The sequence below is a fragment of the Paucibacter aquatile genome (assembly GCF_002885975.1).
GTDB classification, from domain to species: Bacteria; Pseudomonadota; Gammaproteobacteria; order Burkholderiales; family Burkholderiaceae_C; genus Paucibacter_A; species Paucibacter_A aquatilis.
In genome coordinates, this window is sequence record NZ_POSP01000003.1 from 3401053 (window position 1) to 3426133 (window position 25081).

The 25081-nt window shown below is 68.8% G+C and carries 21 protein-coding genes; 14 read left to right on the forward strand and 7 right to left on the reverse strand.

The window, feature by feature from the left end; genetic code table 11:
• Positions 1-176: 176 nt before the first annotated feature.
• Together C1O66_RS17850 and C1O66_RS17855 are read left to right on the forward strand one after the other, a co-directional pair.
• The gene (locus tag C1O66_RS17850; protein WP_102769124.1) at positions 177-1079 is read left to right on the forward strand and encodes a DMT family transporter; all 903 of its coding nucleotides are present in this window, start codon (positions 177-179) and stop codon (positions 1077-1079) included.
• 40 nt (positions 1080-1119) lie between these two features.
• Complete coding sequence (locus tag C1O66_RS17855) at positions 1120-1608, forward strand: glutathione peroxidase (RefSeq protein ID WP_102769125.1); 489 nt, start codon at positions 1120-1122, stop codon at positions 1606-1608.
• On the opposite strand, the gene C1O66_RS17860 is transcribed toward C1O66_RS17855, so the two are convergent.
• Positions 1598-2215: a Crp/Fnr family transcriptional regulator gene (locus C1O66_RS17860; RefSeq protein WP_102769126.1), complete on the reverse strand. Its 618-nt coding sequence runs from the start codon at positions 2213-2215 to the stop codon at positions 1598-1600. The two genes, C1O66_RS17855 and C1O66_RS17860, sit on opposite strands and share 11 nt — an antisense overlap.
• A gap of 49 nt (positions 2216-2264) precedes the next feature.
• On the opposite strand from C1O66_RS17860, the gene C1O66_RS17865 reads away from it, so the two are divergent.
• On the forward strand, positions 2265-3119 hold the full coding sequence (locus C1O66_RS17865; RefSeq protein WP_165794667.1) for a sterol desaturase family protein: 855 nt from the start codon (positions 2265-2267) through the stop codon (positions 3117-3119).
• Here the strand turns inward: C1O66_RS17865 and C1O66_RS17870 are convergent.
• Positions 3116-3814, reverse strand: a complete 699-nt coding sequence (locus C1O66_RS17870; RefSeq protein WP_165794668.1) for a Crp/Fnr family transcriptional regulator — start codon at positions 3812-3814, stop codon at positions 3116-3118. The two genes, C1O66_RS17865 and C1O66_RS17870, sit on opposite strands and share 4 nt — an antisense overlap.
• Before the next feature lie 80 nt (positions 3815-3894).
• On the opposite strand from C1O66_RS17870, the gene C1O66_RS17875 reads away from it, so the two are divergent.
• On the forward strand, positions 3895-5010 hold the full coding sequence (locus C1O66_RS17875; protein ID WP_102769129.1) for a DUF2332 domain-containing protein: 1116 nt from the start codon (positions 3895-3897) through the stop codon (positions 5008-5010).
• Positions 5011-5091: 81 nt separating this feature from the next.
• Complete coding sequence (locus tag C1O66_RS17880) at positions 5092-7401, forward strand: ATP-binding protein (RefSeq protein ID WP_102769130.1); 2310 nt, start codon at positions 5092-5094, stop codon at positions 7399-7401.
• On the opposite strand, the gene C1O66_RS17885 is transcribed toward C1O66_RS17880, so the two are convergent.
• Together C1O66_RS17885 and C1O66_RS17890 are read right to left on the reverse strand one after the other, a co-directional pair.
• A complete protein-coding gene (locus C1O66_RS17885; RefSeq protein ID WP_243392842.1) occupies positions 7374-8978 on the reverse strand; it encodes a glycoside hydrolase family 10 protein in 1605 nt (534 codons plus the stop codon). The genes C1O66_RS17880 and C1O66_RS17885 overlap by 28 nt on opposite strands.
• Positions 8975-10276: an MFS transporter gene (locus tag C1O66_RS17890; protein ID WP_102769131.1), complete on the reverse strand. Its 1302-nt coding sequence runs from the start codon at positions 10274-10276 to the stop codon at positions 8975-8977. The genes C1O66_RS17885 and C1O66_RS17890 overlap by 4 nt, the downstream gene beginning before the upstream one ends.
• A gap of 927 nt (positions 10277-11203) precedes the next feature.
• Between C1O66_RS17890 and bufA2 the strand changes: the two genes are divergently transcribed.
• From bufA2 to C1O66_RS17905, 3 genes are read left to right on the forward strand one after another with little or no spacing between them, the layout of a single operon-like run.
• Positions 11204-11467, forward strand: a complete 264-nt coding sequence (gene bufA2 / locus C1O66_RS17895) for a BufA2 family periplasmic bufferin-type metallophore (protein ID WP_102769132.1) — start codon at positions 11204-11206, stop codon at positions 11465-11467.
• A gap of 42 nt (positions 11468-11509) precedes the next feature.
• Entirely contained in the window at positions 11510-12373 is an 864-nt protein-coding gene (gene bufB / locus C1O66_RS17900; protein ID WP_102769133.1) for an MNIO family bufferin maturase, read from the forward strand.
• The gene (locus tag C1O66_RS17905) at positions 12370-13251 is read left to right on the forward strand and encodes an HvfC/BufC N-terminal domain-containing protein (protein ID WP_102769134.1); all 882 of its coding nucleotides are present in this window, start codon (positions 12370-12372) and stop codon (positions 13249-13251) included. The genes bufB and C1O66_RS17905 overlap by 4 nt, the downstream gene beginning before the upstream one ends.
• Here the strand turns inward: C1O66_RS17905 and C1O66_RS17910 are convergent, their stop codons facing one another.
• Positions 13252-14157, reverse strand: a complete 906-nt coding sequence (locus C1O66_RS17910; RefSeq protein WP_133155281.1) for a hypothetical protein — start codon at positions 14155-14157, stop codon at positions 13252-13254.
• 263 nt (positions 14158-14420) lie between these two features.
• Here C1O66_RS17910 and C1O66_RS17915 point away from each other — a divergent pair, with 263 nt between their 5' ends.
• The 6 genes from C1O66_RS17915 to C1O66_RS17940 all read left to right on the forward strand — a co-directional run bounded on the left by C1O66_RS17915 (position 14421) and on the right by C1O66_RS17940 (position 20693).
• Positions 14421-15878, forward strand: coding sequence for an amidase (locus tag C1O66_RS17915; RefSeq protein WP_102769136.1), 1458 nt, complete (start codon positions 14421-14423; stop codon positions 15876-15878).
• 19 nt (positions 15879-15897) lie between these two features.
• Complete coding sequence (locus C1O66_RS17920; protein WP_102769137.1) at positions 15898-16536, forward strand: glutathione S-transferase; 639 nt, start codon at positions 15898-15900, stop codon at positions 16534-16536.
• 168 nt (positions 16537-16704) lie between these two features.
• Positions 16705-17397 carry an aquaporin Z gene (aqpZ, locus tag C1O66_RS17925; protein WP_102769138.1) on the forward strand — a complete coding sequence of 231 codons (693 nt, stop codon included), beginning with the start codon at positions 16705-16707 and terminating at the stop codon, positions 17395-17397.
• Positions 17398-17560: 163 nt separating this feature from the next.
• On the forward strand, positions 17561-18172 hold the full coding sequence (locus tag C1O66_RS17930) for a response regulator (protein WP_165794669.1): 612 nt from the start codon (positions 17561-17563) through the stop codon (positions 18170-18172).
• A gap of 118 nt (positions 18173-18290) precedes the next feature.
• Positions 18291-20048, forward strand: coding sequence for an MFS transporter (locus C1O66_RS17935; RefSeq protein ID WP_102769140.1), 1758 nt, complete (start codon positions 18291-18293; stop codon positions 20046-20048).
• 78 nt (positions 20049-20126) lie between these two features.
• The gene (locus C1O66_RS17940) at positions 20127-20693 is read left to right on the forward strand and encodes a porin family protein (RefSeq protein WP_102769141.1); all 567 of its coding nucleotides are present in this window, start codon (positions 20127-20129) and stop codon (positions 20691-20693) included.
• A 15-nt stretch (positions 20694-20708) separates the two neighbouring features.
• Here C1O66_RS17940 and C1O66_RS17945 read toward each other — a convergent pair whose 3' ends face one another.
• Positions 20709-22292 carry a phytase gene (locus C1O66_RS17945; protein ID WP_102769142.1) on the reverse strand — a complete coding sequence of 528 codons (1584 nt, stop codon included), beginning with the start codon at positions 22290-22292 and terminating at the stop codon, positions 20709-20711.
• Between the two features lie 2 nt (positions 22293-22294).
• A complete protein-coding gene (locus C1O66_RS17950) occupies positions 22295-24889 on the reverse strand; it encodes a TonB-dependent receptor (RefSeq protein WP_102769143.1) in 2595 nt (864 codons plus the stop codon).
• Between the last annotated feature and the right edge of the window lie 192 nt (positions 24890-25081).

Consider the following 25081-nt stretch of genomic DNA (forward strand, 5'->3'; position numbering starts at 1 on the left):
CGCTTTCCAGCCCTTTTTTCCCGGCCTGTTGCGGCCGCCCAACCGAGCCTGTGTTCGCCTGGCCCTCCTGCCGCGCTGCGTCGCCGGCTTGTCATGAAAGCTGCGCCCGCGGCCGCCTCCCTCTCCCTCATTCCGACCCCTCTCGGCCGCCCTGACCGCGGCCCGCTCTCCTTGCCATGCCCGTTCTTGCCCTGATGTTCAACGCCCTGGTCTGGGGCCTGTCCTGGTGGCCCTTCCGCCAGTTCCAGGCAGCCGGCCTGCACCCCTTGTGGACCACGGTCTGCCTCTACCTGCTGTCCTTGCTGGCCGTGTCCTTCAGCCAGCGCCAGGCCTGGCGTGAGTTCCTGGGCACGCCCTCGCTCTGGCTGGTGATGCTGGCGGCCGGCCTGACCAACACCGCCTTCAACTGGGGCGTGGCCCTGGGTGATGTGCTGCGCGTGGTGCTGCTCTTCTATTTGATGCCGCTCTGGGCGGTGCTGCTGGCGCGCCTGATCCTGGGTGAGCGCCTGACCCTGTTGGCCGGCCTGCGCATGGCCCTGGCCCTGGGTGGCGCGGCCTTTGTGCTGGCGCCCGAGGGCGGCGGCCTACCCTGGCCGCGCAGCCTGGCCGACGGCCTGGGCCTGTTCGGTGGCTTCTGCTTTGCCCTCAACAATGTGATGCTGCGCCGCGAGGCGGCCCGCGGCGCCCATGCCCGGGCCCTGGCCATGTTCAGCGGCGGGGTGTTTGTGGCCGGCGGCGCGGCCGCGGCCATGGCGGGCGCGGGCCTGGTGGCCTGGCCGGCTTTGCCGCATGTCGGTTGGTTGTTGCCGCTGGCGGGCATGGCCGTGCTGTTCTGTCTGTCCAACCTCTCGCTGCAGTACGGCGCCGGGCGTCTGCCGGCCAATGTCACCGCCATCGTCATGCTGATCGAGGTGCCGGTGGCGGCCTTGTCGGCGCTGTGGCTGGGCGGCGGGCAGCTGGATTTCAAGACCGCGGTGGGTGGCGCCTGCATCCTGGCGGCTGCCCTGCTCTCGGCCCTGGAGCGCTCGCAAAAGCCGGCTCAGCAAGCGCCGGCCAGCCCGGCTACCATGCAGGCTTGAGGCGAATTTCCGCCTTCCAAGAATCACAAGGAACCTCGCCATGGCCGCCAGCGTCTACGACTTTCAGGCCCTCTCCATCGACGGCAAACCCGCCGACCTGGCCAGCCAGCGCGGCAAGGTGCTGCTGATCGTCAACACCGCCAGCGCCTGCGGCTTCACGCCCCAGTTCGGCGGCCTGGAAGCCTTGTGGCAGCGCTACCGCGACCAGGGCCTGGTGGTGGTGGGCTTCCCGAGCAATGAATTCGGCGGCCAGGATCCGGGCGAGAACAGCGAGATCGCCTCCTTCTGCCAGCTGAACTACGGCGTCAGCTTTCCCATGATGGCCAAGGTCAAGGTCAATGGCGCCGAAGCCCACCCCCTGTGGCAGTGGCTCAAGTCCGAGAAGCCCGGCCTGCTGGGCACCGAGGGCATCAAATGGAACTTCACCAAGTTCCTGGTCGGCCGCGATGGCCAGGTCATCAAGCGCTATGCGCCCAATGACGCACCCGAGAAGATCAGCGCCGACATCGAGGCTGCGCTCAAGGCTTGAGACCCTCGGCCTGCTCGCGCAGGCGCCGTCGGATGCGTGACAGGGCCACATCGGTGATGCCCAGATGGCTGGCCAGCTGGCGCTGCTTGAGGCGCCGGGCCAGTGCGGGTTGCTCGGCCAGAAAGCGCAGATAGCGCTGGCTCGCGTCCAGCATCAGCCATTGCTGTTCCCGCCGCAGCTGGCCTTGCAGCTGGGCGTTCAAACCCTGCCAGAGCAGCTCGGCCAGGGTCGGCTCCTCGGCCTGCCAGCGCTGCAGCTCGGCATAGGGCAGGACGCAGACCCGGCTGGGCTCCAGCGCCTCCAGGGTGACTGCGCTGGCTTGTGGCGCGCCCGGCAGCCCCAGCCATTGCTGCTCCGGGTAGAACGCCAGATTGCGCTCGCGGCCGCTGGCGTCCAGCAGGCTGGCGCGCAGCAGGCCCTGCTCCACCCACCAGAGTGCCTTCGGCGTGTCGCCGGCACGCAGCAAGACCTGACCCCGCTTCAGCGGCAGCCGCGGCAGCGCCGCCCAGCGAGCCAGGCGCGCGGGCGATTGCTGCAGCTGGGCCAGCAAGGCCTCGCCGCAAATCGGGCAGGGGGCGGGGCTTTCGGCGATCTCGGGGCGTGGCATGAACCGAGGTTAATGCATGTGGCGCCGGGCGGCCCCAGCATGCACTCCCATGAACACCGATCTGGAAACAGGCACCAGCGTGCCGCGCCGCTTGCACACCATGAACTGGCCGCATCTGCTCTTGCTGGCCGCCCTGCCGCCGGCGGCCTGGGCCTTGCGCGACTGGCCGCCCGAACAGGTGCTGGCCCTGCTGGGTCTGGCCTCCTTGGCTTTTTTGATGCTGGCCGAGCGGCTCTGGCCCCTGCGCAAGGACTGGCAGGCCCGCGGCCCGGAGCTGGCGCGTGATGGCGGCTTTCTTGGCCTCAATGCCCTGGTGGACAGCCTCACCGGCCTGCTGCTGAGCAGCCTGGCTTTGCGCTCAGGCCTGGGAGGGCATGGGCTGGCCCTGGATCTCCACCCCGGCCTGGCCCTGCCGCTGGCCATAGCTCTGGGGGAGTTGGGCCCCTTTGCCCTGCATCGCTGGGCACATCAAAGCCCCTGGCTGTGGCGCTTTCATGCCTTGCACCACCAGCCGACCAAGCTCAACGCCGCCAATGCCGTGCTGGCCCATCCGCTCAATGCCGCCTGGAACCAGGCGGCGCGTCTGCTGCCTTGGCTGCTGCTGGGCTTCAGCGCCGAGGTGATGCTGTGGGCGGCGCTGTTTCTGCAGGTTCAGGGCCTGGCCGTGCATGCCAATCTGCGCGGCAGCCTGGGGCCGCTGAACTGGCTGATCGGCAGCGCCGAGCTGCACCGCTGGCACCACAGCGTGGTCGAGGCCGAGGCCCACAACTACGGCACGGCCATCCCTTTGTGGGACCAGCTTTTCGGCAGCTTTGTGCACCGGCCGGGCCAGGCGCCGGCGCGGCTGGGTCTGTTTGCCGGTACGGCGCCGCCGACCTGGCTGCCGGCCTGCTGTCGCGGCTAGATCATGACGCGCAGATGCAGCTGGCCATAGCTGCAGTGCAGCCGGCCTTCGGCCTGCGCCTGTTGCAGCAGCTGGTTGACGGTCTGACGCGAGAGGTTGGCCACGGCGGCCAGCTCGGCCTGGGTGGCGCGCAAGGTCTGCCAGCCCTGGGCATCGGGCGGGCCGGCGGCGCGGTCGCGGCGCAACTGGGCCAGGGCCAGGGCAAAGCGCTCGGGCGCGCTGCGGTGGCGCGAGGCCTCGAGCAGGCGCAGCGTGCCGTCGTAGCGGCGCGCAAATTCGGCCATCAGGGCGCGGGCAAAGCCGGGCCAGCGGTCCATCAGCAAGGTGTAAGCCGCCGAGCCGATCACCAGCACCTGGCTGCTTTGCGTGGCCAGGGTTTCATAGCTGGCCGCCTGGCCGGCTGCAAAGGCGGCCAGTCCGAACAAGCGCGGCGCCTGCACATGCTCCAGCACCGAGACCGTGCCGTCCAGGCCGGTGAAGCGCGCCTCGATCTCACCCGTCACCAGGCCGTAGAAGGCCAAGGCCGGCTGCCCTTGAGCGAACAAGGTGCGGCCGCGGGCCAGACGGCGCAGGCTGACGCTGCCTTGCAGCACGGCCTCGGCCGGCATTTGCGCGCCGTCCAGCTCGGGGAAATTGGCGCACATCAGGGCGCGCAGGGCGGCGTTGGCGCTGGTGGCTGGGGGCGTGCGGTCCATGGTGAAGGCAAAAGACGCGTGCTTTCGCGATTGTCGGGTGCCCGACATTGTGCCGGGCGTCGGCCTCGTAAGCTGGGCGCATGGATGATGACGACCTGACCCCTTCCACCGATCTGCAGCGCTGGGCCCGGCAGTACCGCCAGTTCGCGGTGCAGGAATGCCCGAACGACCCGCTCTACGTGGCCCTGTGCCAGATCGTGGCCGATTCGCCCGAGCTGCTGGCCTTGATGGCCCATGTGCGGCATGCCCCGCAGGCCCGGCCCAATCTGCTGCTGGCAGCTCTGCACGAGCGGGTGCTGGCCGGCGTGCCGCATGACTTGGCGGCTTACTACCCCAGCGTGGGCGGCGAACGCGCGCCCGATGCGGCGCTGGCGGACAGCCTGCACCGCTTTGTGCGTGCCGAGCGGCCGCGCCTGCTCGAGCATCTGCGCCTGCGCAGCACCCAGACCAACGAGATCGGGCGCTGCGCCGTGCTCTGGCCGGCGCTCAGCGCCATCGCCGCCCAGACCGGCCGGCAAGACCTGGCCCTGTTCGATTTCGGCTGCAGCGCCGGCCTCAATCTGGGCGTTGATGCCTACCGCTATGACTACGGCCGTTTCCAGCTCGGCGCCCCGGCGGCGCCGGAGCGGCCCACCGTGGCCTGCCAGTGGCGCGGCGCTGCCGAGCCGCCGCGCACGCCTTGGCGCTTGCGGGCCCGCTTGGGCGTCGATCTGGCGCCGGTCGATGTGCAGGACGAGGATGCGGTGCGCTGGCTGCGCGCCTGCCTCTGGCCGCACGACCGCGTCCGCGCACGCCGTCTGGACCAGGCCCTGGCCCAGGCGCGAGCCAACCGCCACCCGGTGCAGCGGGTCGAGCAGGGGCTGCAGACCCTGGCCGTTTGGCTGCAGGGGCTGCCGGCCGGCGTGCAGCCGGTGCTGTTCAACAGCTGGGTGCTGGCCTATTTCGATACACCCAGCCTGGCCGCCCACCGGGCTGAGGTCGAGGGCTTGATGCGCCGGCACAGCCTGCTCTGGCTCAGCGCCGAAACCGCCTCGCTGCGCCCGCCCGGTCTGGCTCTGCCGCCCGCGCCCGAGGGCGAGTCGGCCGAGAGTGCCTCACTCTGGACTGTTCAAGCCTTGGCGCCCGATGGCCAGCTCAGCGCTTGGGTTTTGGCCTGGTCCCATGCCCACGGCCATTGGCTGCACTGGCTGGGCTGAAAACGGGGGGAAATCGCCACAGCCGTGGCGCCGCGCTTGCGGCATGATCCAGCCTCCTCCACTTGAAGCAGGTGATGGCGGATGGGGCGATGGACGGGCGGGTGGCAGCGGGCGAAAGCGTGGGCGCATGTCGATGCGACCCTGGCCCGTGGCTTGCTGTGGCGGCTCAGCCTGGCCCTGATCGTGAGCATGCTGGGCCTGACCTGGCTGGTTCAGCATGTCAGCCAGCGCGATGTCGAGGCCCAGGCCATGGAGGAGTTGCGCAGCACCGTGATGGAGCGGGCGCGCGCCAGTGGCGAAGACTTTGCCCTCGCCGAACGCAATGTCGAGCTGCTGCGCGCCGAGTACCTGCGCCGCCTGGCGGCTGCCCGGCCGCCGGGCTGGCAGGGTGACTTCCGGCGCTGGTTTGCCCGTTCGCCCGACCAGCTGCTGCGCCTGCGCCCCGAGCTTGATGACCACCGCCGTCTGCCCAGCGTCTACCTGCGCGCGCAGGCCGAGCTCAACGACAGCCTGATGTGGCAAACCCAGGTGGCCTTCGATCTGCTGCGCGAATGGGGCCCGCCGCTGACGGCGCGCTACTACTCGGCCTACTTCGACCTGCCGGGCCAGGGCCTGATCATGTTCTCGCCCTCGGTCAACTGGGGCGCCGAGGCCACGCCGGAGACCAACAACTTCGACTACCCGCCGGTGGCTGGCGCTTCGCCTGAACGCAACCCCAGCCGCAGCAATCGCTGGACCCCGGTCTACTACGACGACAAGGCGCGCATCTACATGGTGTCGACCGTGCTGCCGATTGATTTCGAGGGGCGCTGGATCGCTTGCGTCTCGCAGGATGTGTCGGTCGCCAGTCTGCTCAAACGCACCGTCAGCGACAGCCTGCCCGGCACCTACAGCCTGATCCTCAGCCGCGATGGCCACCTGATTGCCCACCCCGGTTTTGCCGAGCGCATCGAGGCGGCTCAGGGCAAGCTCAAACTCGACCAGATCCGCGATCCCCTGCTCGATGAAATCGCCACCCTGGCGCCGCCGGCCGAAGGCCAGGCTGCCGTCAGCCTCAGCGCCGATGGCCGCCACCTGCTGGGTGTGGCCCGCATTGCCGGGCCCGACTGGCTGTTCGTCAGCGTCTATCCCCGCGCCCATCTCGACGCCGGCGTGGCGCGCAGCAGCGAGAACATCCTGCTGGTCGGGGCCGTGGCCTTGCTGGTGCTGATGAGCTTGCTGGGCTGGATCGTGCGGCGCCAGATCAGCCGGCCGATTGCCGAGCTGCGCAGCGCCGTGCAGGGGGTCAGCGAGGGTCGGTTTGAGATCGCGCACGGCGAGGCGGAGCTGCGCGAGGACGAGCTCGGTGATCTCGGCCGCAGCTTTGCGCAGATGGGCGCGGAGCTGGCGCAGCGCGAGGCTCGCCTCAAGCGCGACGCCCAGGCCTTGCAGGAGGCGCGTGATCAGCTGGAAAACCGGGTGCAGGAGCGCACCGCTGAGCTGCACGCCAGCAATGCCGAGCTGGTGCTGGCGCTGGACGACCTGGGCAAGACCCAGAGCAGCCTGCTGCGCGCCGAGCGCCTGGCCAGCCTGGGCCGCATGGTCGCCGGCGTGGCCCACGAGCTGGGCACGCCCATCGGCAATGCCCGCCTGGCCGCCAGCACCCTGGCCGCCGATGCCGAGCAGATGGCCCGCGATGTCGAGCAGGGCTTGCGCCGTTCGCAGCTGAGCAAGTTCTTGCAGCGCCTGGGCAGCGGCAGCCAGATCCTGCAAGGCAATCTGGAGCGGGCCAGCGAGCTGCTGCAGAACTTCAAGCAGGTGGCGGTCGATGGCAGCAGTGCCCAGCGCCGCGTGTTTGCGCTCGACCAGCTGGTGCGCGACATCCTGATGACGCTGCAACCCACGCTCAAGCGCCTGCCGTTGGACATCCAGGTCGATGTTCCGGCAGGCCTGGAGATGGACAGTTATCCCGGCGCGCTGGGCCAGGTGCTGAGCAATCTGATCCAGAACGCGGCCATCCATGGCTTCGAGGGGCGCGAGCAGGGGCGGCTGGAGATCCTGGTCGACTGCCCCGATGCCGGGCATGTGCGCTTGCGCATCCGTGACGATGGTTGCGGCATCGCGGCCGAGATCCAGCCGCGCGTCTTCGACCCCTTCTTCACCACCCGCATGGGCCGTGGCGGCAGCGGCCTGGGCCTGAATATCAGCCACAACCTGGTCAGCAATGTGCTGTGTGGCGAGATCCATCTGCACAGCGAGGCCGGCGCAGGCAGCTGCTTTGAGCTGCTGCTGCCGCGCGTGGCACCCAACCACGCCGAGGCCGAGACCTTGCCGCTGCCGCTGAGCCAGTTTGCCAGCCTGACGGAGGCCGAGGAGATGGACGCTCAGTCGGCCGGCACACGCAAGGCTTGAGCCGGCCCCAGCTGCCCGAGACCTCCCACCGCGCGCAGCACCAGGCCCTCGACGCCCGCGGCCGGCAGGCGCAGCTCGGCGCTGCCATCGGCCTGGCTGCCCATCAGGCGGCTGCGCCAGCCCTCGCGGGCATGGCGGATCTGCACCCAGTAGCGCCAGCTGCCGGCATGCCTGGTGCCGGGCCGCAGGCGCAAGATCAGCTGTGCCTCACCGTTGTTCTGGACTTCGCGATGGCAGCGCCAATCCAGGGCGGGAACGTCGGGCGCTGCGGCCCCGGCCAGCCAGGGCGTGGCCGGCACCAGGGCGGGCTGGCTGTAGGCCTGCTGGCGCAGCGCATCGGCCAGGCCGCGCCGGTTCTGCGCCAGGGCCACCATGCTGAAGTGGGCGTGGCCGCTGCCGGGCCGGCGCTCGCGCAGCAGGGCGATCTGCTGTAGCAACTCGTCCACCGGCCAGCTGTCGGCCTTGTCGGTCACCTTGCTGCTGAACAGGCCCGGCCAGATGTGGCGGCCCAGCGGGTTCTGGCCATGCCAGTAGTCCAGCAAGGGGCCGAAGGCCTGGGCCTTTTGTGCGATCGGCCAGTAGAGCTGGGGCACCAGATAGTCCACCCAGCCCTCGGCCAGCCAGCGTTCCACATCGGCATACAGCTTGTCGTACTGGCTGAAACCGGCGATGCCCTCAGGGCGCAGCGCCGGCTTGCCGATGCCGAAAGGGCTGATGCCGAAGCGCGCCTCGGGGCGAACCCGACGCACCGCCTGCTGCAGGCGCTGCACCAGCTGGTCCACGTTCTGGCGCCGCCAGTCGGCCCGGTTCAGCGTGCCGCCGGCCTCGCGGTAGCGGGTCCAGCTGGGTTCGTCCGGGAAATCCAGCTCGCGCCCGGCCGTGTCATTGACCGGGTAGGGGTAGAAGTAATCGTCCAGGTGAAGGCCGTCGATCTCGTAGCGGCGCAGCAGGTCCTCGACCACGGCCAGGGTGTGGTCGGCGGCGGCGGGCTCGCCGGGGTCGATCCAGAGCTGGTCGCCATAGCGCCGCACCCATTGCGGCTGGCTGCGGCTCAGGTGTTGGGCGGCGGCGGCGCTGCTGGCCTGGCTCTGGCGAGCGCGGAAGGGGTTGAGCCAGGCATGCAGCTCCAGGCCGCGCTGGTGGGCCTGATCTATCCAGAAGGCCAGCGGGTCGTAGAAGGGCTCGGGCGCCTGGCCCTGGCTGCCGCTGAGGTACTCGCTCCAGGGCTCCAGGGGCGAATCGAACAGGGCATCGGCGCTGGGCCGCACCTGCAGGATGACGGCATTGAGCTGCAGCTGCACGGCCAGGTCCAGCAGGGCGATGGCTTCCGCCTGCTGCTGGGCGCTGCTCAGGCCCTTGCGGCTGGGCCAGTCGATATTGGCCACCGTGGCCACCCAAACGGCGCGGAACTCTCGCAGCGGCAGCGGCGCCTGGGCCAGCAGCTCGGGCGCGGGCTCCAAGCGCAGCTCACCGGGCAGGGGCGGCAGGCGCAACGGGGCCTCGGCGCAGCCGGCCAAGCCCAGGCCGGTGCCGATCACGGGAGACAGCCCGCAGGCCAGAAGCTGGCGGCGCTTCACGGGGCCTCCGCCTTGCGGCCGAAATCAGCCGGTATCTTGAGCAGGGCGGCCATGGCAAAAGAGGGCAGGGTGGCGACCAGCACCCAGACAAAGAAGGCGGTGTAGCCGAGCTGATCCTGCAGCCAGCCGCTCCACATGCCGGGCAGCATCATGCCCAGGGCCATGAAGCCGGTGCAGATGGCGTAGTGCGCGGTCTTGTGCTCGCCCTCGGCCACCAGAATCATGTACATCAGGTAGGCGGTGAAGCCCAGGCCATAACCAAACTGTTCCACGGCCAGGGCACCGCTGATCAGCCACAGATTGGCGGGCAGCCACAGCGCCATGGCCAGGAAGGCGATATTGGGCACATGCATGGCCAGCACCAGCGGCCAGAGCGCTCGCTTCAGGCCCACGCGCGAGATCACCCAGCCACCGACCAGGCCGCCCAGGGTCAGGGCCGTCAGGCCCACGGTGCCGTAGGCGATGCCGACCTGCTTGGTGCTCAGGCCCAGGCCGCCGGCCGTGGGTGGGTCCAACAGAAAGGGCGTGGCCAGCTTGAGCAGCTGGGCCTCGGGGAAGCGGTAGAGCAGCAGGAAGCCCAGGATGACGGCGATGCCGGGCTTCTGGAAAAACAGCGCAAATACGCGCACAAACTCGGGCAGCAGCTGGGCTGGCTGCACACCCGAGGGCCGGTCGCTGGCCGGGCGGGGCAGGCTGAACAGGCTGTGCCACAGGGCCAACAGGCCGAACAAGGCGGTGATCACCCCGAACACCCAGGACCAGGCCATGACCATGCTGCCGGTGCGCTCTTGCAGCTCACCGGCCAGATAGACCAGGCCGCCCTGGCCGCCGATATTGGCCAGGCGGTAAAACGTGGAACGCACGCCGACAAAGGCCGCCTGGCTGCGCTGCGGCAGGGCCAGCATGTAAAAGCCATCGGCGGCGATGTCGTGTGAGGCAGACGCAAAAGCCATCAACCAGAACAGGGCCAGCGTCATCTGTAGCGCCCGTTCGCCGGGAATCGTCAACGCCACACCGGCCAGGGCCGCGCCGATCAGGAACTGCATGGCGCCGATCCAGCGCCGTTTGGTGCCCAGCAGCTCCACCAGCGGCGACCACAGCGGCTTGATCACCCAGGGCAGGTAGAGCCAGCTGGTGTAGAGCGCAATGTCGGTGTTGCTGAAGCCCAGGTTCTTGTACATGACCACCGACAGCGTCATCACCACCACATAGGGCAGGCCCTGGGCGAAATACAGCGAGGGGATCCACAGCCAGGGCTGGCGGGAGCGGGGTAGATCGTGCGGACGAGGGGCGGTCATGCGGGAGGCAGGCAATCCAGAGGCAGCGGAGCTGGGACGTGCGCACTGCGCTCGGGCCCAAGCCAGCGAGTTCAATGCGCGCCGCACATTATCTTGGCCGCCGGCCACCGCCGCTGGGTGCGGTGGGCGCAGACAAACCCTTGCGGGCGGGAGGCGGATTCGGTTTTCGGCACATTGCGGGCCTTCCTTGCGTCGATCGCTCACGCTGCGGTGGCTCGGCCCGCCGCCGGGCTCATGGTTCGCGGGTCGGCTCTGCGAGCCGACTGCCCTCGGTGCTCACTCCTCGGCTCAGCGGCGCCAAACTCCCTCCGTTCGCTGCGCTCACTGTGGTCAAACAGTGGCGCCGAGTCAGAGCTTGAAGCGCGCGGGTACGCGCGCCTGAGCCGCTCCGCTGCGCCCTCGGCCGCGCACAAATCGCCCGTCGGCGGGCCGAGCCACCTCCGGAGGTGGCGTGCTCCACTGTCGAAGGGGCAGATCGACCGCGATGCAAGCGCCCTGCAGCCCGGGCCGCTGCCGGGCGATTTGTGAAGGGCCGAGCAGCGCAGAGCCTCGGGGCGCGCGCGTACCCGCGCGCTTCAAGTTCTGACTTGGCGCTTCTGTCTGAACGAAGCGAACGCAGGGAGCGGAGTGAGTTATGCGCCAGCCCCGAGGCGCGAGCAGCGCAGGGAAGTCGGCCCGCCAGGGCCGACCCCGGAACCATGAGCCCGGTGGCGGCACGGGCTGCAGGGCCTCACGCGCAAATCCTGGGGCTACCGCGCACTGCAAACCGCCCGGCAGTTTCCGGGCCGGTTACCGCTGTCGAAAAAAGTTCAGCAAGCGCTGTAAGGCTGCGACTGCCACCACGACTCACACCAGGACAGCGTGATGCATTGATCGTGCTTGTCGCCTTCCCTCATCGTTTTCCCTTGACCCTCAACAGGAGTTCCTATGAACCACAGCACCCTCAAGACCGGCCTGAGCATCGCCACCGCCGCCGCCGCCCTGTTTGCCAGCACCGCCTTCAGCGGCGCCGCCCAGGCGGCCGAGGACGGCATGGTCAAGTGTTCCGGCATCAACAGCTGCAAGGGCAGCTCGGAATGCAAGACCGCCAAGAGCGCCTGCAAGGGCCACAACAGCTGCAAGGGCCAGGGCTGGGTCTCCAAGAAGACGGCCGACGAGTGCAAGGCTGCTGGTGGCACGGTGCTGAAGTAAGCCTGCGTGCCCATCCACCGCACTTGACGACCTTCTCCAGCCATGACGAACCGCTCACCCTTGCACGGCATCCAAGGCTTCGGTCTGGGCCTGCGCAGCGAGCATTACGCGGCGCTGTCCCAAGCCCTGCCGCCCGGTCGGCGGCCTGATTGGCTGGAGATCATTTCCGAGAACTACATGGTGCCCGGCGGCCCGCCGCTGCGCCATCTGGACCGCCTGCGGCGTGACTACCCCATGGTCATGCACGGCGTGTCCCTGTCCATCGGTAGCAGCGATCCGCTGAACCGTGGCTACCTGCGAGAACTCAAGACCCTGGCCGATCGCATCGAGCCCGGCTGGGTGTCCGATCACCTGTGCTGGACCGGTGTAGACCACCAGCAGCTGCACGACCTGCTGCCCATGCCCTATACCGAAGCGGCGCTGCAGCATCTGCTGCCACGCGTGGCCGAGGTGCAGGATGCTTTGCAGCGACCGTTCTTGCTGGAAAACGTATCCAGCTATGTCCGTTTTGCCGGTGATGAGATGAGCGAAGGCGAGTTTGTGGCCGAGCTCATGCGGCGCAGCGGTTGTGGCCTGCTGCTCGACGTCAACAATGTCTACGTCTCGGCCTGCAACCATGGCTTTGATGCCTGGGACTACATCGCGCGCCTGCCCGCCGCGCAGGTGTTGCAGATCCATCTGGCCGGTCATGAGCAGCATGGCGATCTGCGCGTGGACACCCATGACCAGCCGGTCTGTGAAGAGGTCTGGCAGCTTTACCGCCAGACTATCGTGCATCTTGGAGCGCGGCCGACCATGATCGAGCGAGACGATCAGATCCCTCCGCTTGATGTTTTGCTTGATGAGCTGGATCACGCACGCCAGTGCAGCGCCCAAGCCCTGGCGGTTCAGCAGGAGGCCGCATGAGCGTCAGCCTGCTGGCCCAGCAGCAGCGTGAGCTGCAAGCGCTGGTGTGCAGCCCGCAGGCCCTGCCCACGGCGGGGCTTTTGCGCGAGCCCGAGGCCGAACGGGGCTTGTCGGTTTATCAGCAGGCCTACCGAGCGCGCTTGATCAGCGCCTTGCGCGACAACCACGAGGTGCTGCATCGCGCCCTCGGTGACGCTGAATTCGAGGCCCTGGCGCTGGCCTATCTGCGTGCCCAGCCGCCGCGACACGCATCCCTGCGCTGGTGGGGCGATGGCCTGGCCGATTTCATGGCGAGCTTGCCGGTGGCTGGCGAGGGATCGAATGAGGCCGATATGCGGCAGCAGAAGCAGCAGCAGGGTCAAGTCTTGCCTCACGCCGCCCTGGTCGATCTGGCTCGCATGGACTGGGCCTTGCGCATGGCCTTTGACGCGGCCGAGAGCGAGGCCTTGGCGGCCGAGGATTTGCGTGCGGTGCAGCCCGAGGCCTGGCCCGCGCTGCGCTTGCGCCTGCGACCGGGCGTGCAGCTGCTGAGCCTGAACTGGGCCGTGGGCCCGGCCTGGCGGCGCCTGCGCCGCGAAGCGCAAGACCTGCCGGCGCCGGAGGCGGGGGCCGAGGCCGAGCCGCTGGCCCCCCCCGGTTTTGGCCCGCACACCTGCCTGGTCTGGCGGCCGCTGCAGGAGACGCGCTGGCGCACCTTGGCGCCGCTGGAAGGGCGCTTGCTGCAAGGCTTGCGTTCGGGCTGCAGCTTCAGCGATTTGTGCGAACTGGCGGCCGAGCAGCTGCGCGATGTGGAGGGTGCCGACCCGGCTGGGGTGGTGGTCGGCTGCTTGCAGGGCTGGTTGCAGGAGCGCCTGCTCCTGCCCTTGGCGCGGCCTTGATCAGAGCCGAGCGTCGTAGCTGATGCTTTGGCTGGCCGCGCGCTCACCGCGCATCGTGCTGTGGCGCGAGAGGGTGCTGGCCGTGCTGCCCATGCGGTAGACGCGCCAGCTGACCGCGATCTCGCAGGTCTGCACGGGCGAGGTATTGGGCGCATTCGTGTCCAGGCTGCTGCTGTGCTGGTTCAGCGACAGGTCCAGATCGGTGGTGTTGATCCGCACCCAGGGCGAGCCATTCACGTTCTCGATCACAAAGGGCAGGCTGTAGTTGTCGCTGCGGCCGCCAGCGAAGCTGCTGCCGTCCTTGCGGGTGCAGCGCAGGCTGCTGAGGTTGTCCACCGAGCTGCCGCTGGCGTGCCCGAGGTTGATCATCAGCTTGCCAGTCTTGAGGCCCAGATTGACCGGCCCCACCGGCGCCAGCACGCTGAAACTCTTGGGCAGGGTGACGCTGTTGACATGCTGTTCGCCGCGCCGTTCCAGCACGATGCTGAGGCTGGGCTCTTCACCGCTGACCGTCAGCGAGCCGGTGTAGCTGCTGCCCTTGCCATCGCTGTCGCGCAGCTCGATGCGTTGGCTGCTGGTTTGCGCGAAAAAACGGTCAGCGCCGGTCAGGCGCACGCGGGTCAGCAGATTGGCGCTCTGGCCGAGCTGGGCGCTGATGTTCAGCACGTTGCCTTCACCACGGATCACGGCATGCGGGCTCAAGGCGTCCGTGGACAGCAGCTCCGAGTCCTTGCAATTGGTCAGCACACAGTCGTAGACCTCCACGATCTCGGCGCCCGGGCTGCCGCCGCACGCTGCCAACATGCTGGCCACGCAGCCCAGGGCCAGCAGGCTGATGCCACCGTGCAGGCCCAGGGCGCTTCGGGTGCTGACGGGACGGGGGCTGGTGGCGGGCAGGGGCTTCATGGGCATCCTCGAATCTTGGCTTTTTGTGGGGAGGGTGAGGTCCGTGTCGGCCCGACTGCAGCCCTGACGCGGAAACCGGGCGGACTGTGTCATGCCGCCTGGGCCCGCGCCACCCCCATGAGGGGGAACGGCTTGGGCCCTGCAACAAGTACCGAAACCTGCCCCGCCTTGGTGCATCGCTTGCCACCGCCGGGCCGGCCTCGGGCTGGGCCACAATGGCCGCGAGCGTCGGCCCGAGCCGGCCCCATGTCCGGAGCGAGCCCATGTCTTCCAGCGTCCCGATCTCCCCCTCGCAGCCCCTTCTGCATCTGTGGTCGGCGGTCGAGCTGACGCAGGCCTTTGCCGATGGCCAGCTATCTCCGGTTGAGGCGACGCAGGCGGTGCTGGCCCAGATCGAGCGCTGCGAGCCCCGGCTGCATGCGCTCTATGCCCTCGATGCCGAGGCTGCGCTGGCCCAGGCACGCGCCAGTGAGGCGCGCTGGCTGCGCGGCCAGCCGCTCTGCCCGGCGGGCCTGGACCCACGCCTGAGTCTGGACGGCGTGCCGCTGACGCTCAAGGAAAACATCGCCACCCGCGGCACGCCCATGCCCCTTGGATGCGCCGCCAGCGAGCTGCGCCCGGCCGAGGAGGACGCGCCCCCGGCCGCCCGCCTGCGCGAGACCGGCGCCGTGCTGCTGGCCAAGACCACCATGCCGGACTACGGCATGCTCAGCTCCGGCCTGTCCAGCTTCCATCCGCTGACCCGCAACCCCTGGGATCTGAGCAAGAACCCCGGCGGCTCCAGCGCTGGCGCGGCCGCCGCGGCGGCGGCCGGCTATGGCCCGCTGCACGTGGGCACCGACATTGGCGGATCGCTGCGCCTGCCAGCGGGCTGGTGCGGCATCTTCAGCCTCAAGCCCAGCCTGGGTCGCATCCCCATCAAACCGGCCTACGCCGGGCGTGTGGCCGGGCCGATGACGCGCAGCGTGGACGATGCGGCGCGCCTGATGGCCCATCTGAGCCGCCCTGACTGGCGCGACGCGAGCAGCCTGCCGCAGCAGTCCATCGATTGGCAGGACCTGAAGCGCGATCTGCGCGGCCTGCGCCTGGGCCTGCTGCTCGATGCCGGTTGGGGCACACCGGCCAGCGCCGAGGTGAGCGCGGTGGTGCAGGAGGCGGCGCGTCGTTTCGAGCAGGCCGGGGCCCGGGTCGAGCCGCTGGCGCCTTTTTGCAGCCGGGCCATGATCGACGGCCTGGACAAGTTCTGGCGCATGCGCTCCTGGCTGGACTTTCGCGCCCTGCCGCCCGAGCGTCAGGCGCGCGTGCTGCCCTATATCCGCGCCTGGGTCGAGGGCGCGGCCGATCTGGCGGCGGACGAGTTGTTCCAGGGCTACAGCCAGATGCAGGCGCTGCGCGAGGCGGCGGTGGCGGCCTGCCAGCCCTTTGACTATGTGCTCAGCCCGGTTAGCCCGGAGCCGGCCTTCGCGGCCGAATGGGCCAGCCCGCTCAACGACCCCGCGCGGCCCTTCGAGCACATCGCCTTCACCCTGGCCTACAACATGAGCGAGCAGCCCGCCGCCAGCATCAATGCCGGCTACAGCGCGCAGGGTCTGCCCATCGGCTTGCAGATCATCGGCCGGCGTTTTGACGACCTGGGCGTGCTGCAGCTGTGCGCCGAGTTTGAGCGGCTGCGCGGGCCGCAGCGGCCCTGGCCGGTCGACCTCGTGGTCCTGGGTGGGTGATCAGCAGAAGGTTTGCGTCATGTACGAGTTGTACGGAAGCCGCGGTTCGGGTTCGGCGGCCATCGAGGCGGCCCTGGTGCTGGCCGGTCTGCCCCACCGTTTGGTGGAGGCCGCCAGCTGGCAGCCCAGCCCGGGCCTGGAGGCCCTGAGCCGGATCAATCCGCTGCAGCAGATTCCCACCTTGCGCCTGCCCGATGGCCGGGCCATCAGCGAGAGCGCGGCCATCCTCATCCACCTGGGCCTGGACGCGGCGCCCGGCTCTGGCCTGCTGCCAGTGCAGGCCGGTGAGCGGGCGCAGGCGCTCAGCGGCCTGGTGTACCTGACGGCCAACTGTTATGCCGCCATCGGCGTGATCGACTACCCGCAGCGCTGGTGTGCCGACGCCGACGGCGACGCGGCCGTGCAGGAGCGCATTCGCCAAGGCACGCGCGCCCGCCTGCACCGGCTCTGGGAGCTGTTTGCCGACCAGTACGGCAGCGCCTGCGCCGGCGCGGGCCGGCTCAGCGCCCTGGCTTTGCTGGCGGCGGTGGTGTCGAAATGGTCGGGCAGCCGCGCGCATCTGCAGGTGCAGCGGCCCGAATTCTTTGCGGCCCTGCGCGCCACCGAGGATGACCCCGCGGTGCGCGCTGTGTTTGCGCGTCACTGGCCGCCGGCTTGAGACGACCCGGCTGGGGCCGATTTCAGGGCTGTGGCGCCTGGAGGGGGCCGAATGCCTGGGGGTATCCGCGCTTGCTTTGACATTTTTGCTGCGCCATCATGGTTTGCGAAAAGGCCATCCTTCGGATGGTTGCGAACCTTTCAAATCAACGGATGGAGTGAAGCAATCATGAATACAAAAGCCTATGGCGCGGAGTTTCTGGGCACCTTCTGGCTGGTGCTGGGCGGCTGCGGCAGTGCCGTGCTGGCCGCGGCCTTTCCCGGCGTGGGCATCGGCCTGCATGGCGTGTCCCTGGCCTTCGGCCTGACCGTGCTGACCATGGCCTATGCCGTGGGCCATATCTCGGGCGGACACTTCAACCCCGCGGTTTCGGTGGGCTTGTGGGCCGGCGGCCGTTTCCCGGCCGGCCAGTTGCTGCCCTATATCGTGTCCCAGGTGCTGGGCGGCCTGGCCGCCGGCGGCGTGCTCTACCTGATTGCCAGCGGCAAGGCCGGCTTTGATCTGGCCGGCGGCTTCGCCTCCAACGGCTTTGGCGAGCATTCGCCGGGCCAGTATTCGATGGTGGCGGCCCTGGTGACCGAGGTGGTCATGACGGCTTTCTTCCTCATCATCATCCTGGGCGCGACCGACGGCCGCGCACCGGCCGGCTTTGCGCCCATCGCCATCGGCCTGGCCCTGACCCTGATTCACCTGATCAGCATTCCGGTCACCAACACCTCGGTCAACCCGGCGCGCAGCACCGGCGTGGCCTTGTACGTGGGTGGTTGGGCGATCGAGCAGCTGTGGCTGTTCTGGGTGGCGCCCATCGTGGGTGCGCTGTTGGGCGCCGGCGCCTACCGCGTGGTGGGCAGCAAGGACTGAGGCCGCAAGCGGGATGGGGCTGCCGGCTGCCGGTGGCCACCCCGGCTTTTTTCCCGGTCCGTCGGGCGCGCTGCGGTGGTAGATTCAGCGCTTCCAAAGAATCAAGGCCCGTTGCCATTCGCCTGAGGCCTGCCAGGCCCGGGACGGGCGGGGAATGCTCACCATGTCATTTGAAGTGCCGGACCTGCTCGGTCCCTATCTCCTACCCTTGCTGATCGCGGTGCCGCTGGCCATCGTGGTCTTCATCATCAGCCTGCGGCGGGGTGACCATGAGGTGCCGCCGGCCGGCCACAACACCGTGATGCCGCCGCTGCCGGAGGATTACGCGCCGGTCAAGCGCGCGGCCACCGCGCCCTTGGCGCCGGAAGCCCCGGTGGCTGCGGCCCCGGTGCAGGCGAGCGGCCCGATCCCGCTGCTGGTGGTCGACGACTCGGCCGTGGCCCGGGCCAAGCTGGCCCGTCTGTTTGAAGGCGTGGGCTACCAGGTGACCGTGGCTAAGGACGGCCTGGAGGCCTTGCAGCGCCTGGCCGAGCAGCGCTTTGCAGTGTTGATCACCGACCTGGAAATGCCCAACAAGGACGGCTTCGAGCTGATCGCCGATGTCCAGGGCAGCCTGGAGACCGAAGACCTGCCCATCATCGCCATCACCGGCCACGATGAAATGCAGGCCCGCGTGCATCAGGTGCAGGGTTTGTACGGCATCTTCAAAAAGCCTTGGAACGACCGCGAGCTGCTCAAGCGCGTGGAAACCCTGGCCAGCCTGCGCCGCCGCTGAGGCTGGCGCCACCGGGCCGGCCCTCCGGGTAGGCCAGCATGGCCGGGTTTGCGGCCGACCGGGATAATCCGCCCCACAACAACACGAGGGGCGCGCCCGCCGGCGCGCGGATGAGCGCATGAGATTGCCCAATCTGCTGGGAAGCCGCAACGGTCGCCTGTCGGCCTTTTTCTTCTTGTACATGACCGAGGGCATTCCACTCGGTTTCGCCGCCACCGCCGTGGCCACCCAGCTGCGCCGCATGGGCGTGGGGCCCGCCGAGATCGGGGCGTTTGTCGCCGCCTTCTACCTGCCCTGGGCTTTCAAGTGGGCCTTCGGCCCTCTGGTCGATGTGTTCCGCTCGCAGCGCTTCGGCCATCGTCGCGGCTGGATTCTGTTCACGCAGCTGATCATGGCCGCCACCCTGGGGGTGCTGGTCTTCGTCAAGCTGCCTGAACAGCTGGCCTTGTTCACGGCCATTCTGCTGGTGCACAACACCTTTGCGGCCATGCAGGACGTGGCCATCGATGCCCTGGCCTGCAACACCCTGCACCCCGAGGAGCGTGGTCTGGCCAATGGCCTGATGTTCGCCGGTGCGGCCGTGGGCCAGGCGGTGGGGGGCAGTGGCGTGCTCTTCCTGATGGCCTATATCGGCTTCCAGAACAGCTTTGTCTTCGTGGCCCTGAGCATCCTGGCCGTGACGGGCTTCATTGTCCTGCCCATGAAGGAAGCCCTGGCCCAGGCCGGTGAGACGGCCCACCAGGCCGGCCGCGGCCTGCGCCACGCCCTGGGCGAGATGCGCAGCTTTGCCATGGACGCCTTCCGCTCCTTCATCGGCACGCGCGGCGCCTACGCCGGGGTGTTCTTCGCCCTGCTGCCTTGCGGCGCCATGTCGCTGAGTCTGGCCTTGCAGTCCAACCTCTCGGTCGAACTCGGCCTCAACGACGACCAGGTCGCCTGGATGAATCTGGCCACCAGCGTGGTCAGCGGTGCGGCCATGGTGCTGGGCGGCTTGCTGTCCGACCGCATTGGCCGGCGTGTGGTTCTGAGTGCGGCAGTGATTCTGATGAGCCTGCCGGTCGCCTACCTGGCCTTGGTGCTGCAACAGCATGGCTATGTGATGCCGCGTGCGGCCGACAGCAAGGCGGCGGTGGAACCGGCCCTGGTCACGGCCTTGTGGGTGGCGGTGCTGGGCTTCAATGTCTTCATGGGCCTGATGTACGGTGTGCGCTCGGCCCTGTTCATGGATGTGACCAACCCCAAGGTTGCCGCGACCCAGTTCACGGCTTATATGGCCTTGATGAATTTGTCCATCGCCTACACCGCAACCTGGCAAGGCCTGTCCATCGAGGCTTTCGGCTACCCGGTGACCCTGGCCATCGACGCCACTGTGGGCTTGTTCTGCCTTGCGCTGATGCATCTGATGAAGAAGCCGGCCTCGCAGGCCGCGCAGATCAGCGACTCCCTGGCCGAACACCGCGCCCGCAAGAGCGCCTGGGGGATTGGTCTGCTGTGCCTGGCCTGGCTGCCTTTCTGGGCCCTGCGTGCCGAGCTCGGCGCTGCCCTGCCGATCGCCAATGTCTTCTTCACCATGCTGTTTGTGATCGCGCCGCTGTTCCTGCTGGCCGGCCGTGAGGTGCTGGGTGCGGGCATCAGTCCGGGCTTGCGCCGCAGCGCTGCCTGCTTGGCTTTGCCACTGCTGGCCATCTACGGCCGCAAATGGGTGGACGGCTTGCAGGCGGGTGTTGCGCCCTGGGCGCAGAACTCGGTCGGCCTGATGGTGGCCGACGGCCTGATCTACCTGCTGCCCCTGTTGTCCGGTCTGGTGTTGATCCAGCTGGCACGCCAGGACTGGCAGATTCTGAGCCCGAAAGTTGCATCCGGCGCGACTTTGTGAACACCCTCGTGGGGGCGATGGCCGGCGACAGCCCGGCTTGCTAACCTGCCACCTCCAGAGACAAACGAGGAGAGGTTTGTGTTCCAGAACGAGAAGAAGAAACAAGCAGGCGGCGCCCGCCTGCTGGCCCTGGCGGCCGCAGGCCTGTTGATGCTGCAGGGCGTGGCTCAGGCGGGTCCGGAGCTCGATGGCAAGGGCTTGTACCTGGGCGCCAGCTTCGGCAGCGCCAAGGGCAAGTCCAAGGTCTATCTGGGCGACTCGGACCCGTCTGTGGCCTTGGCCGTGGGTTACCGCTTCAACCCCCATCTGTCGGCCGAGCTGTTCACCCGCAACCTCAACTTCAACATCATTCCTGGCTTGTTCGAGCGCGAGGACTATGTCTACCCCGACAGCCATGTCGGCACCGCACTGCGCCTGAGCGCGCCGCTCAACGAGTCCTTCCAGGTCTACGGCCGCCTGGGCCTGGGTCGCACCTCGATGAAGGCCACCCGGGTGGGTATGCAGGCCAAGTCCCTCACCGAGGCCAGCGTCGGCGCCGGCCTCGGCTACGACTTCAACGCCACTTGGGGCCTGCAGCTGGAATACAACCGTTTCCTGAAGAACGACATCAACGTGCTCTCCTTGGGCGTGCAGCTGCGCTTCTGAGCCCTGAGCCCGGCTTCAGGGCAGCTTGAGTGCGCGCGCCACCTCGCTCCAGGGCAGCAGCTTGAAGTTCTGCGGCCCGTCGGGCAAGCGCTTGTGGCCGTCCTGCACGACGATCAGGCCCTGGCCGTAGACCCCGCCGAAGTTGGCGGCGCTCACTTCCAGGCCATCGGTTTCCGACGCGCCGTCGATGCCCAGCTCGGCATTGATGCCGATGCGAAAGCCGCCGCGCAAGGCGTAGGGCGGCTGGGCGTCGAGCACCAGATAGCTGTGATTGCCTTGCGAGGACACCAGCAGATAGCCGGCGTCACCCGGCCGGGCGCGGTAGATCGCCAGACCTTCCACATCGGCGACCAGGGCGCCGCCGACCGGCATGATCAGCTGCGGTTTGGGTGCCAAGCCGGCACTGCTGCCGATGTCGATCTGCCAAATCCCGCGCTTCTCTTCGCCCACAAAGAGCCGTCCGTTCGCCTCGTCCACCACGCAGCCCTCGGGCTGGCTGGCCAGCTGGAACTGGCGCAGCAGGCGTGACTGCCAGCGCCCCTCGGCGCTGCGCGTGATGCGGATCTGCTGCACGCGGCCGTCCTTGTCGTTGGGGTAGGCGTCCAGCTCGCCCTCGGCGCTGCGGCCTACGCAGAGGCCGTAGATGTCCTTGAGATCGGTGGGCAGCCGGGCCAGCTCGGACACCTGGCCCTGGCCATCGATGCCGAAGAGCAGGAGCGCGTTCTCATCGCGCTGGGTGGCCACGGCCAGGTCCATGGACTGCCCCGGCGCCACTTGCAGGCCCTGGCGGAGATCGACATTGTTGATGCGCCCCACTTCCAGCAGCTGCCGCTCCTCGCCTTGCAGGTTGTAGACCAGCAGGCCTTGCTTTTTGTTGGTGCCGAGGATGCGGCTGAGACGCGCATCGCTCGGGTGCACCCAGATCGCCGGATCGTCCGCCGCGTCGCCGAAGCGCGCCACCGGCGCGGTCTGCCCGCTGGGTTGCAGCACCGGCCAGTCCCAGGTTTTGCTCACCGGGGCCTTGGCCTTGCGGCTCGCTGCGCGCAGCAGCTGGCGCTGCGGCTTGCCCTCGACGCGCGTGCTGTGTTCCCACAGGCCCAGGCCGGGCTCATCGATGTGCAGCAGCTCTTGCTTGTCATCGACCACGCAGCCCTTGGCGCCGGGCGCCGTGGCCAGGCGGCGCAGCGGGCGTGCACCCTCGGGGCCGGCGATCAGCCATTGCTCGCTCAGGCCTTCCTCGCCGAGCAGGAAGAGCTGCAGCAGGCCTTGCGGGTCGCGGTGCAGGCAGAGCGCTTCGACGGCAAAGCTGGGCTCGGGCAGGTCCTGGGCGCGCAAGACCTGACCCTCGCTGCGCAGCAGCACCGGCCGGCCACGGTCGGCATCGAGCAGCACAGCGACATGGTCCTGGGCGCCGTCCGCGCGCTGATCCCAGCGCTTGGCGCGCACGGCATAACGCGACAATTCCCGGCCTTGGCGGTCGAGCAGCTGCAGGCCTTTCTTGTCGAGCTGGAGCCGGGTCGGGTTGAGGTCAGCGGCCTGTGCCGCGCCCATGAAGCCAAGAGCGATCAAGCCCGCGAGGGCGAAGGTGTGCAGTCGCATGCTCAGAACACCGCCAGCTTCAGGCCCAGCTTGACGCTGCGGCCATACTGCTCGTACTGCGCGTTCAGGGCGCGCTGGCCGGCGTAGACGTAGTAGGTGCTGTTGTTCAGATTGAGCAGCTCCAGGCTGAGCTGCAGCTTGGTGCTGATGTCATAGCGCAGCGAGAAGTCCCACTGCGTCTGGCCATCCACCCACAAGTCCTTGGCCGGGTTCAGCACATCGCCCACCTCCAGCAGATAGGCCGATTTGTGGTTCACCGCCAGGCGGGTGCTCAGGCCATGGCCTTCCCAGCCCAGGCTGAGGTTGAGGCTGCGGTCCGATTGGCTGGGCAGGGCCAGCTGGCGGCTTTGCAGCTGGCCGTTCTTGTAGCCAGCGATGGTGGCTTTGGAGTGCACCAAGGTGGCGTTGGCGCCCAAGACCAGGCCGTTGAAAGGCGCCGGTAGGCCGCGCAAGGCCTGGCCATAGGCCAGCTCCAGGCCGCTGACCTTGGCGTCTTCGCCGTTGGCGTAGGTCAGGGCGGAATCGAAGCCGGCCCATAGGCCTTGGCCGGCCAGATTGGTCCGGTAGACGAAGTCGCGGATGCTCTTGTGGAAGGCATAGGCCGACAAGCTGCCGTCGCGATCCAGGCGTTGTTCGATGCCCAGGTCCAGATTGCGCGAGCGCAAGGGCTTGAGTGCCGGGTTGCCGAACTCGGCGTTCTTGTCCTCGATCACAAAGCCGGGGCTGAGCTGGCCGAAGGTGGGGCGCACCACCGATTGCGTGTAGGCCGCGCGCAGGTGCTGCTCGCTGCTCAGTTGCTGGCGCAGCAGCAGGGCCGGCAGCCAGTGGCGGCTGCGGCTCTCGCTGTGCTGCGCGCTGAACTGACCCTTGCTGTTGCCCGTGCCGTCGGCCTCCAGGCGCAGGGCCTCGTGGCGCAGACCTGTGATCAGTTGCGTGTGCTTCCAATCGATCGTGGCTTGCAGATAGGCGGCGTCGCTCTCTTCTTTGATGCGGTAGTCGGCAATGGCCGAATCGCTGGCCTCGCGGAACTCGGCCGGCTTGAGGCCGGCCACCAGCTGGCGCACCGCCTGCTCGCTCAAGTTGGGGCCCAGCTCACCCCAGGGATAACGCGGCATGCCCTCGGCCACCACGCTGGCCATGGACAGCTGCGTGCTGCTGAAACCGTAGGGCGCCTTGGCCAGGGTCTTGCCGCTGTAGCTCCAGACCTCGCGGCCGTTGTCCTTCTGGCGGCGGGCGATCTTGACGCCGCCCTTGAGCTCGAGCTCGGCGCCGTTGAGGTCCAGGTCCTTGAGCAGGTCGACGCGCAGATTGCGCTCGCGGTCGGTGGCGCGGCTTTGCTCCAGCTTGATCTTGTCGAGCGCGAAACCGCTGCTGCTGGCCAGGCCGGCCGGGCCGCTGATCACGGGCTTCTGGCTGTCGGCGAAGCCGGTTCCGCTGAAGGCCGTGCTGTTCTTGTAAGTGGCGCCGGACAGGGTGTCGGGCTTGTTCTCGCTGGCGCGGCCGGCGCCCAGGGCGGCGCTGAGCTTCCAGTCGCCCCAGCGGCGCTCGCCGCCCAGGCTCAGGGAATCGACCTGCGAGATCTCCTCGCGCGCCTTCAGCGAACGGGCTGCCTTGGCCTTTCCATCGGTCTGGCCCGCAGCCAGGGCGGGCGAGAGCTCCAGGGTCTGCGCCTGGCGCTGCTCGGTGTCGGTGAAGCGGCTGCTGAAGCTGCGCAGGTAGTAGCTCTGGCCGGGGTCGGGTCGCAGGTCCAGGTTCAGGGCGCCGCCGTGGCGCACGCGGCTGATGGTGTAGCTGCGCCGCTCCAGCTTGCTCAAGGCCGGGCTGCTGCCGCTGAGGTTCCAGGCACCGCCGGTCTCGACATTGTCGGAGCCGAAGCTGCGCTCATCGCTGCTCAGGGCCAGGGCCAGGCCCAGGGTGTTGGCGAGGAAACGCTCGCTGTAGATCAGGGCGCCGTTCGGGCGTGTCTTGCCGCTCAGCGCGGCGTAGCTGGCGCCGGCGCTGAGGTTCAGCACGCGGCCGGGCTGGTCGAAGGCCGACACGGTGTTCACCGCCACCGAGCCGCCGAGCGAGTTGGCATCCTGGTCCGGGCTCAGGGTCTTGCGCACTTCCAGCGAGCGGATCAAGCCGGCCGGCACCACGTCGAGGCCGACGGCGCGGCGGTCGGCTTCGGCCGAGGGCACCAGGGTGCCGTTGATGCTGACGGCGTTGAGATCCGGGCCCAGGCCACGCACGCGGATGAAGCGGCCTTCGCCCTGGTCGCGCTCGACCGAGACGCCGGGCAGGCGGGCCAGGGCCTCGGCGGCATTGATGTCGGGCAGCTGGCCGATGCCGTCGGCATGGACCACGCTCAGCACGCCGGTGGCGGCGCGCTGTTTGTCCAGCGCATTGCGCAGATTGGCCGCCTGGCCGCTGAGCTGCACGGTCTCCAGCGTGGTGGTGGGCGCGCTGGCGGCGCCGGCCGGGGCGGGCGCGGCGCTTTGTGCCGAGGCGGGCGACGCGGCCAGGGACAGCAGGGCGGCACTGAGGCCGAGGCTCAGCGGCGTCAGGCGAGGGCGGCGGCGCAGGGCCGGGCAGGGCAGGCGGAAGGAGTGGGACATGGTGGGTGGGGGGCTCCGCAGCGGAGCACAGGCAAGCGCCGGATCGGCAATGGCTCCGCACCTTAGGCAGGCGGTATGGCAGTTCCGTGACGACCAGCCCTCGGGCGGCCGCAGCGGCTGCAAGAGCGCAGATCCGGCCCCGGACTGAGCTGTTTCGACCCCCGCCGTCCACAGCGCGCCGCTGCATGACGG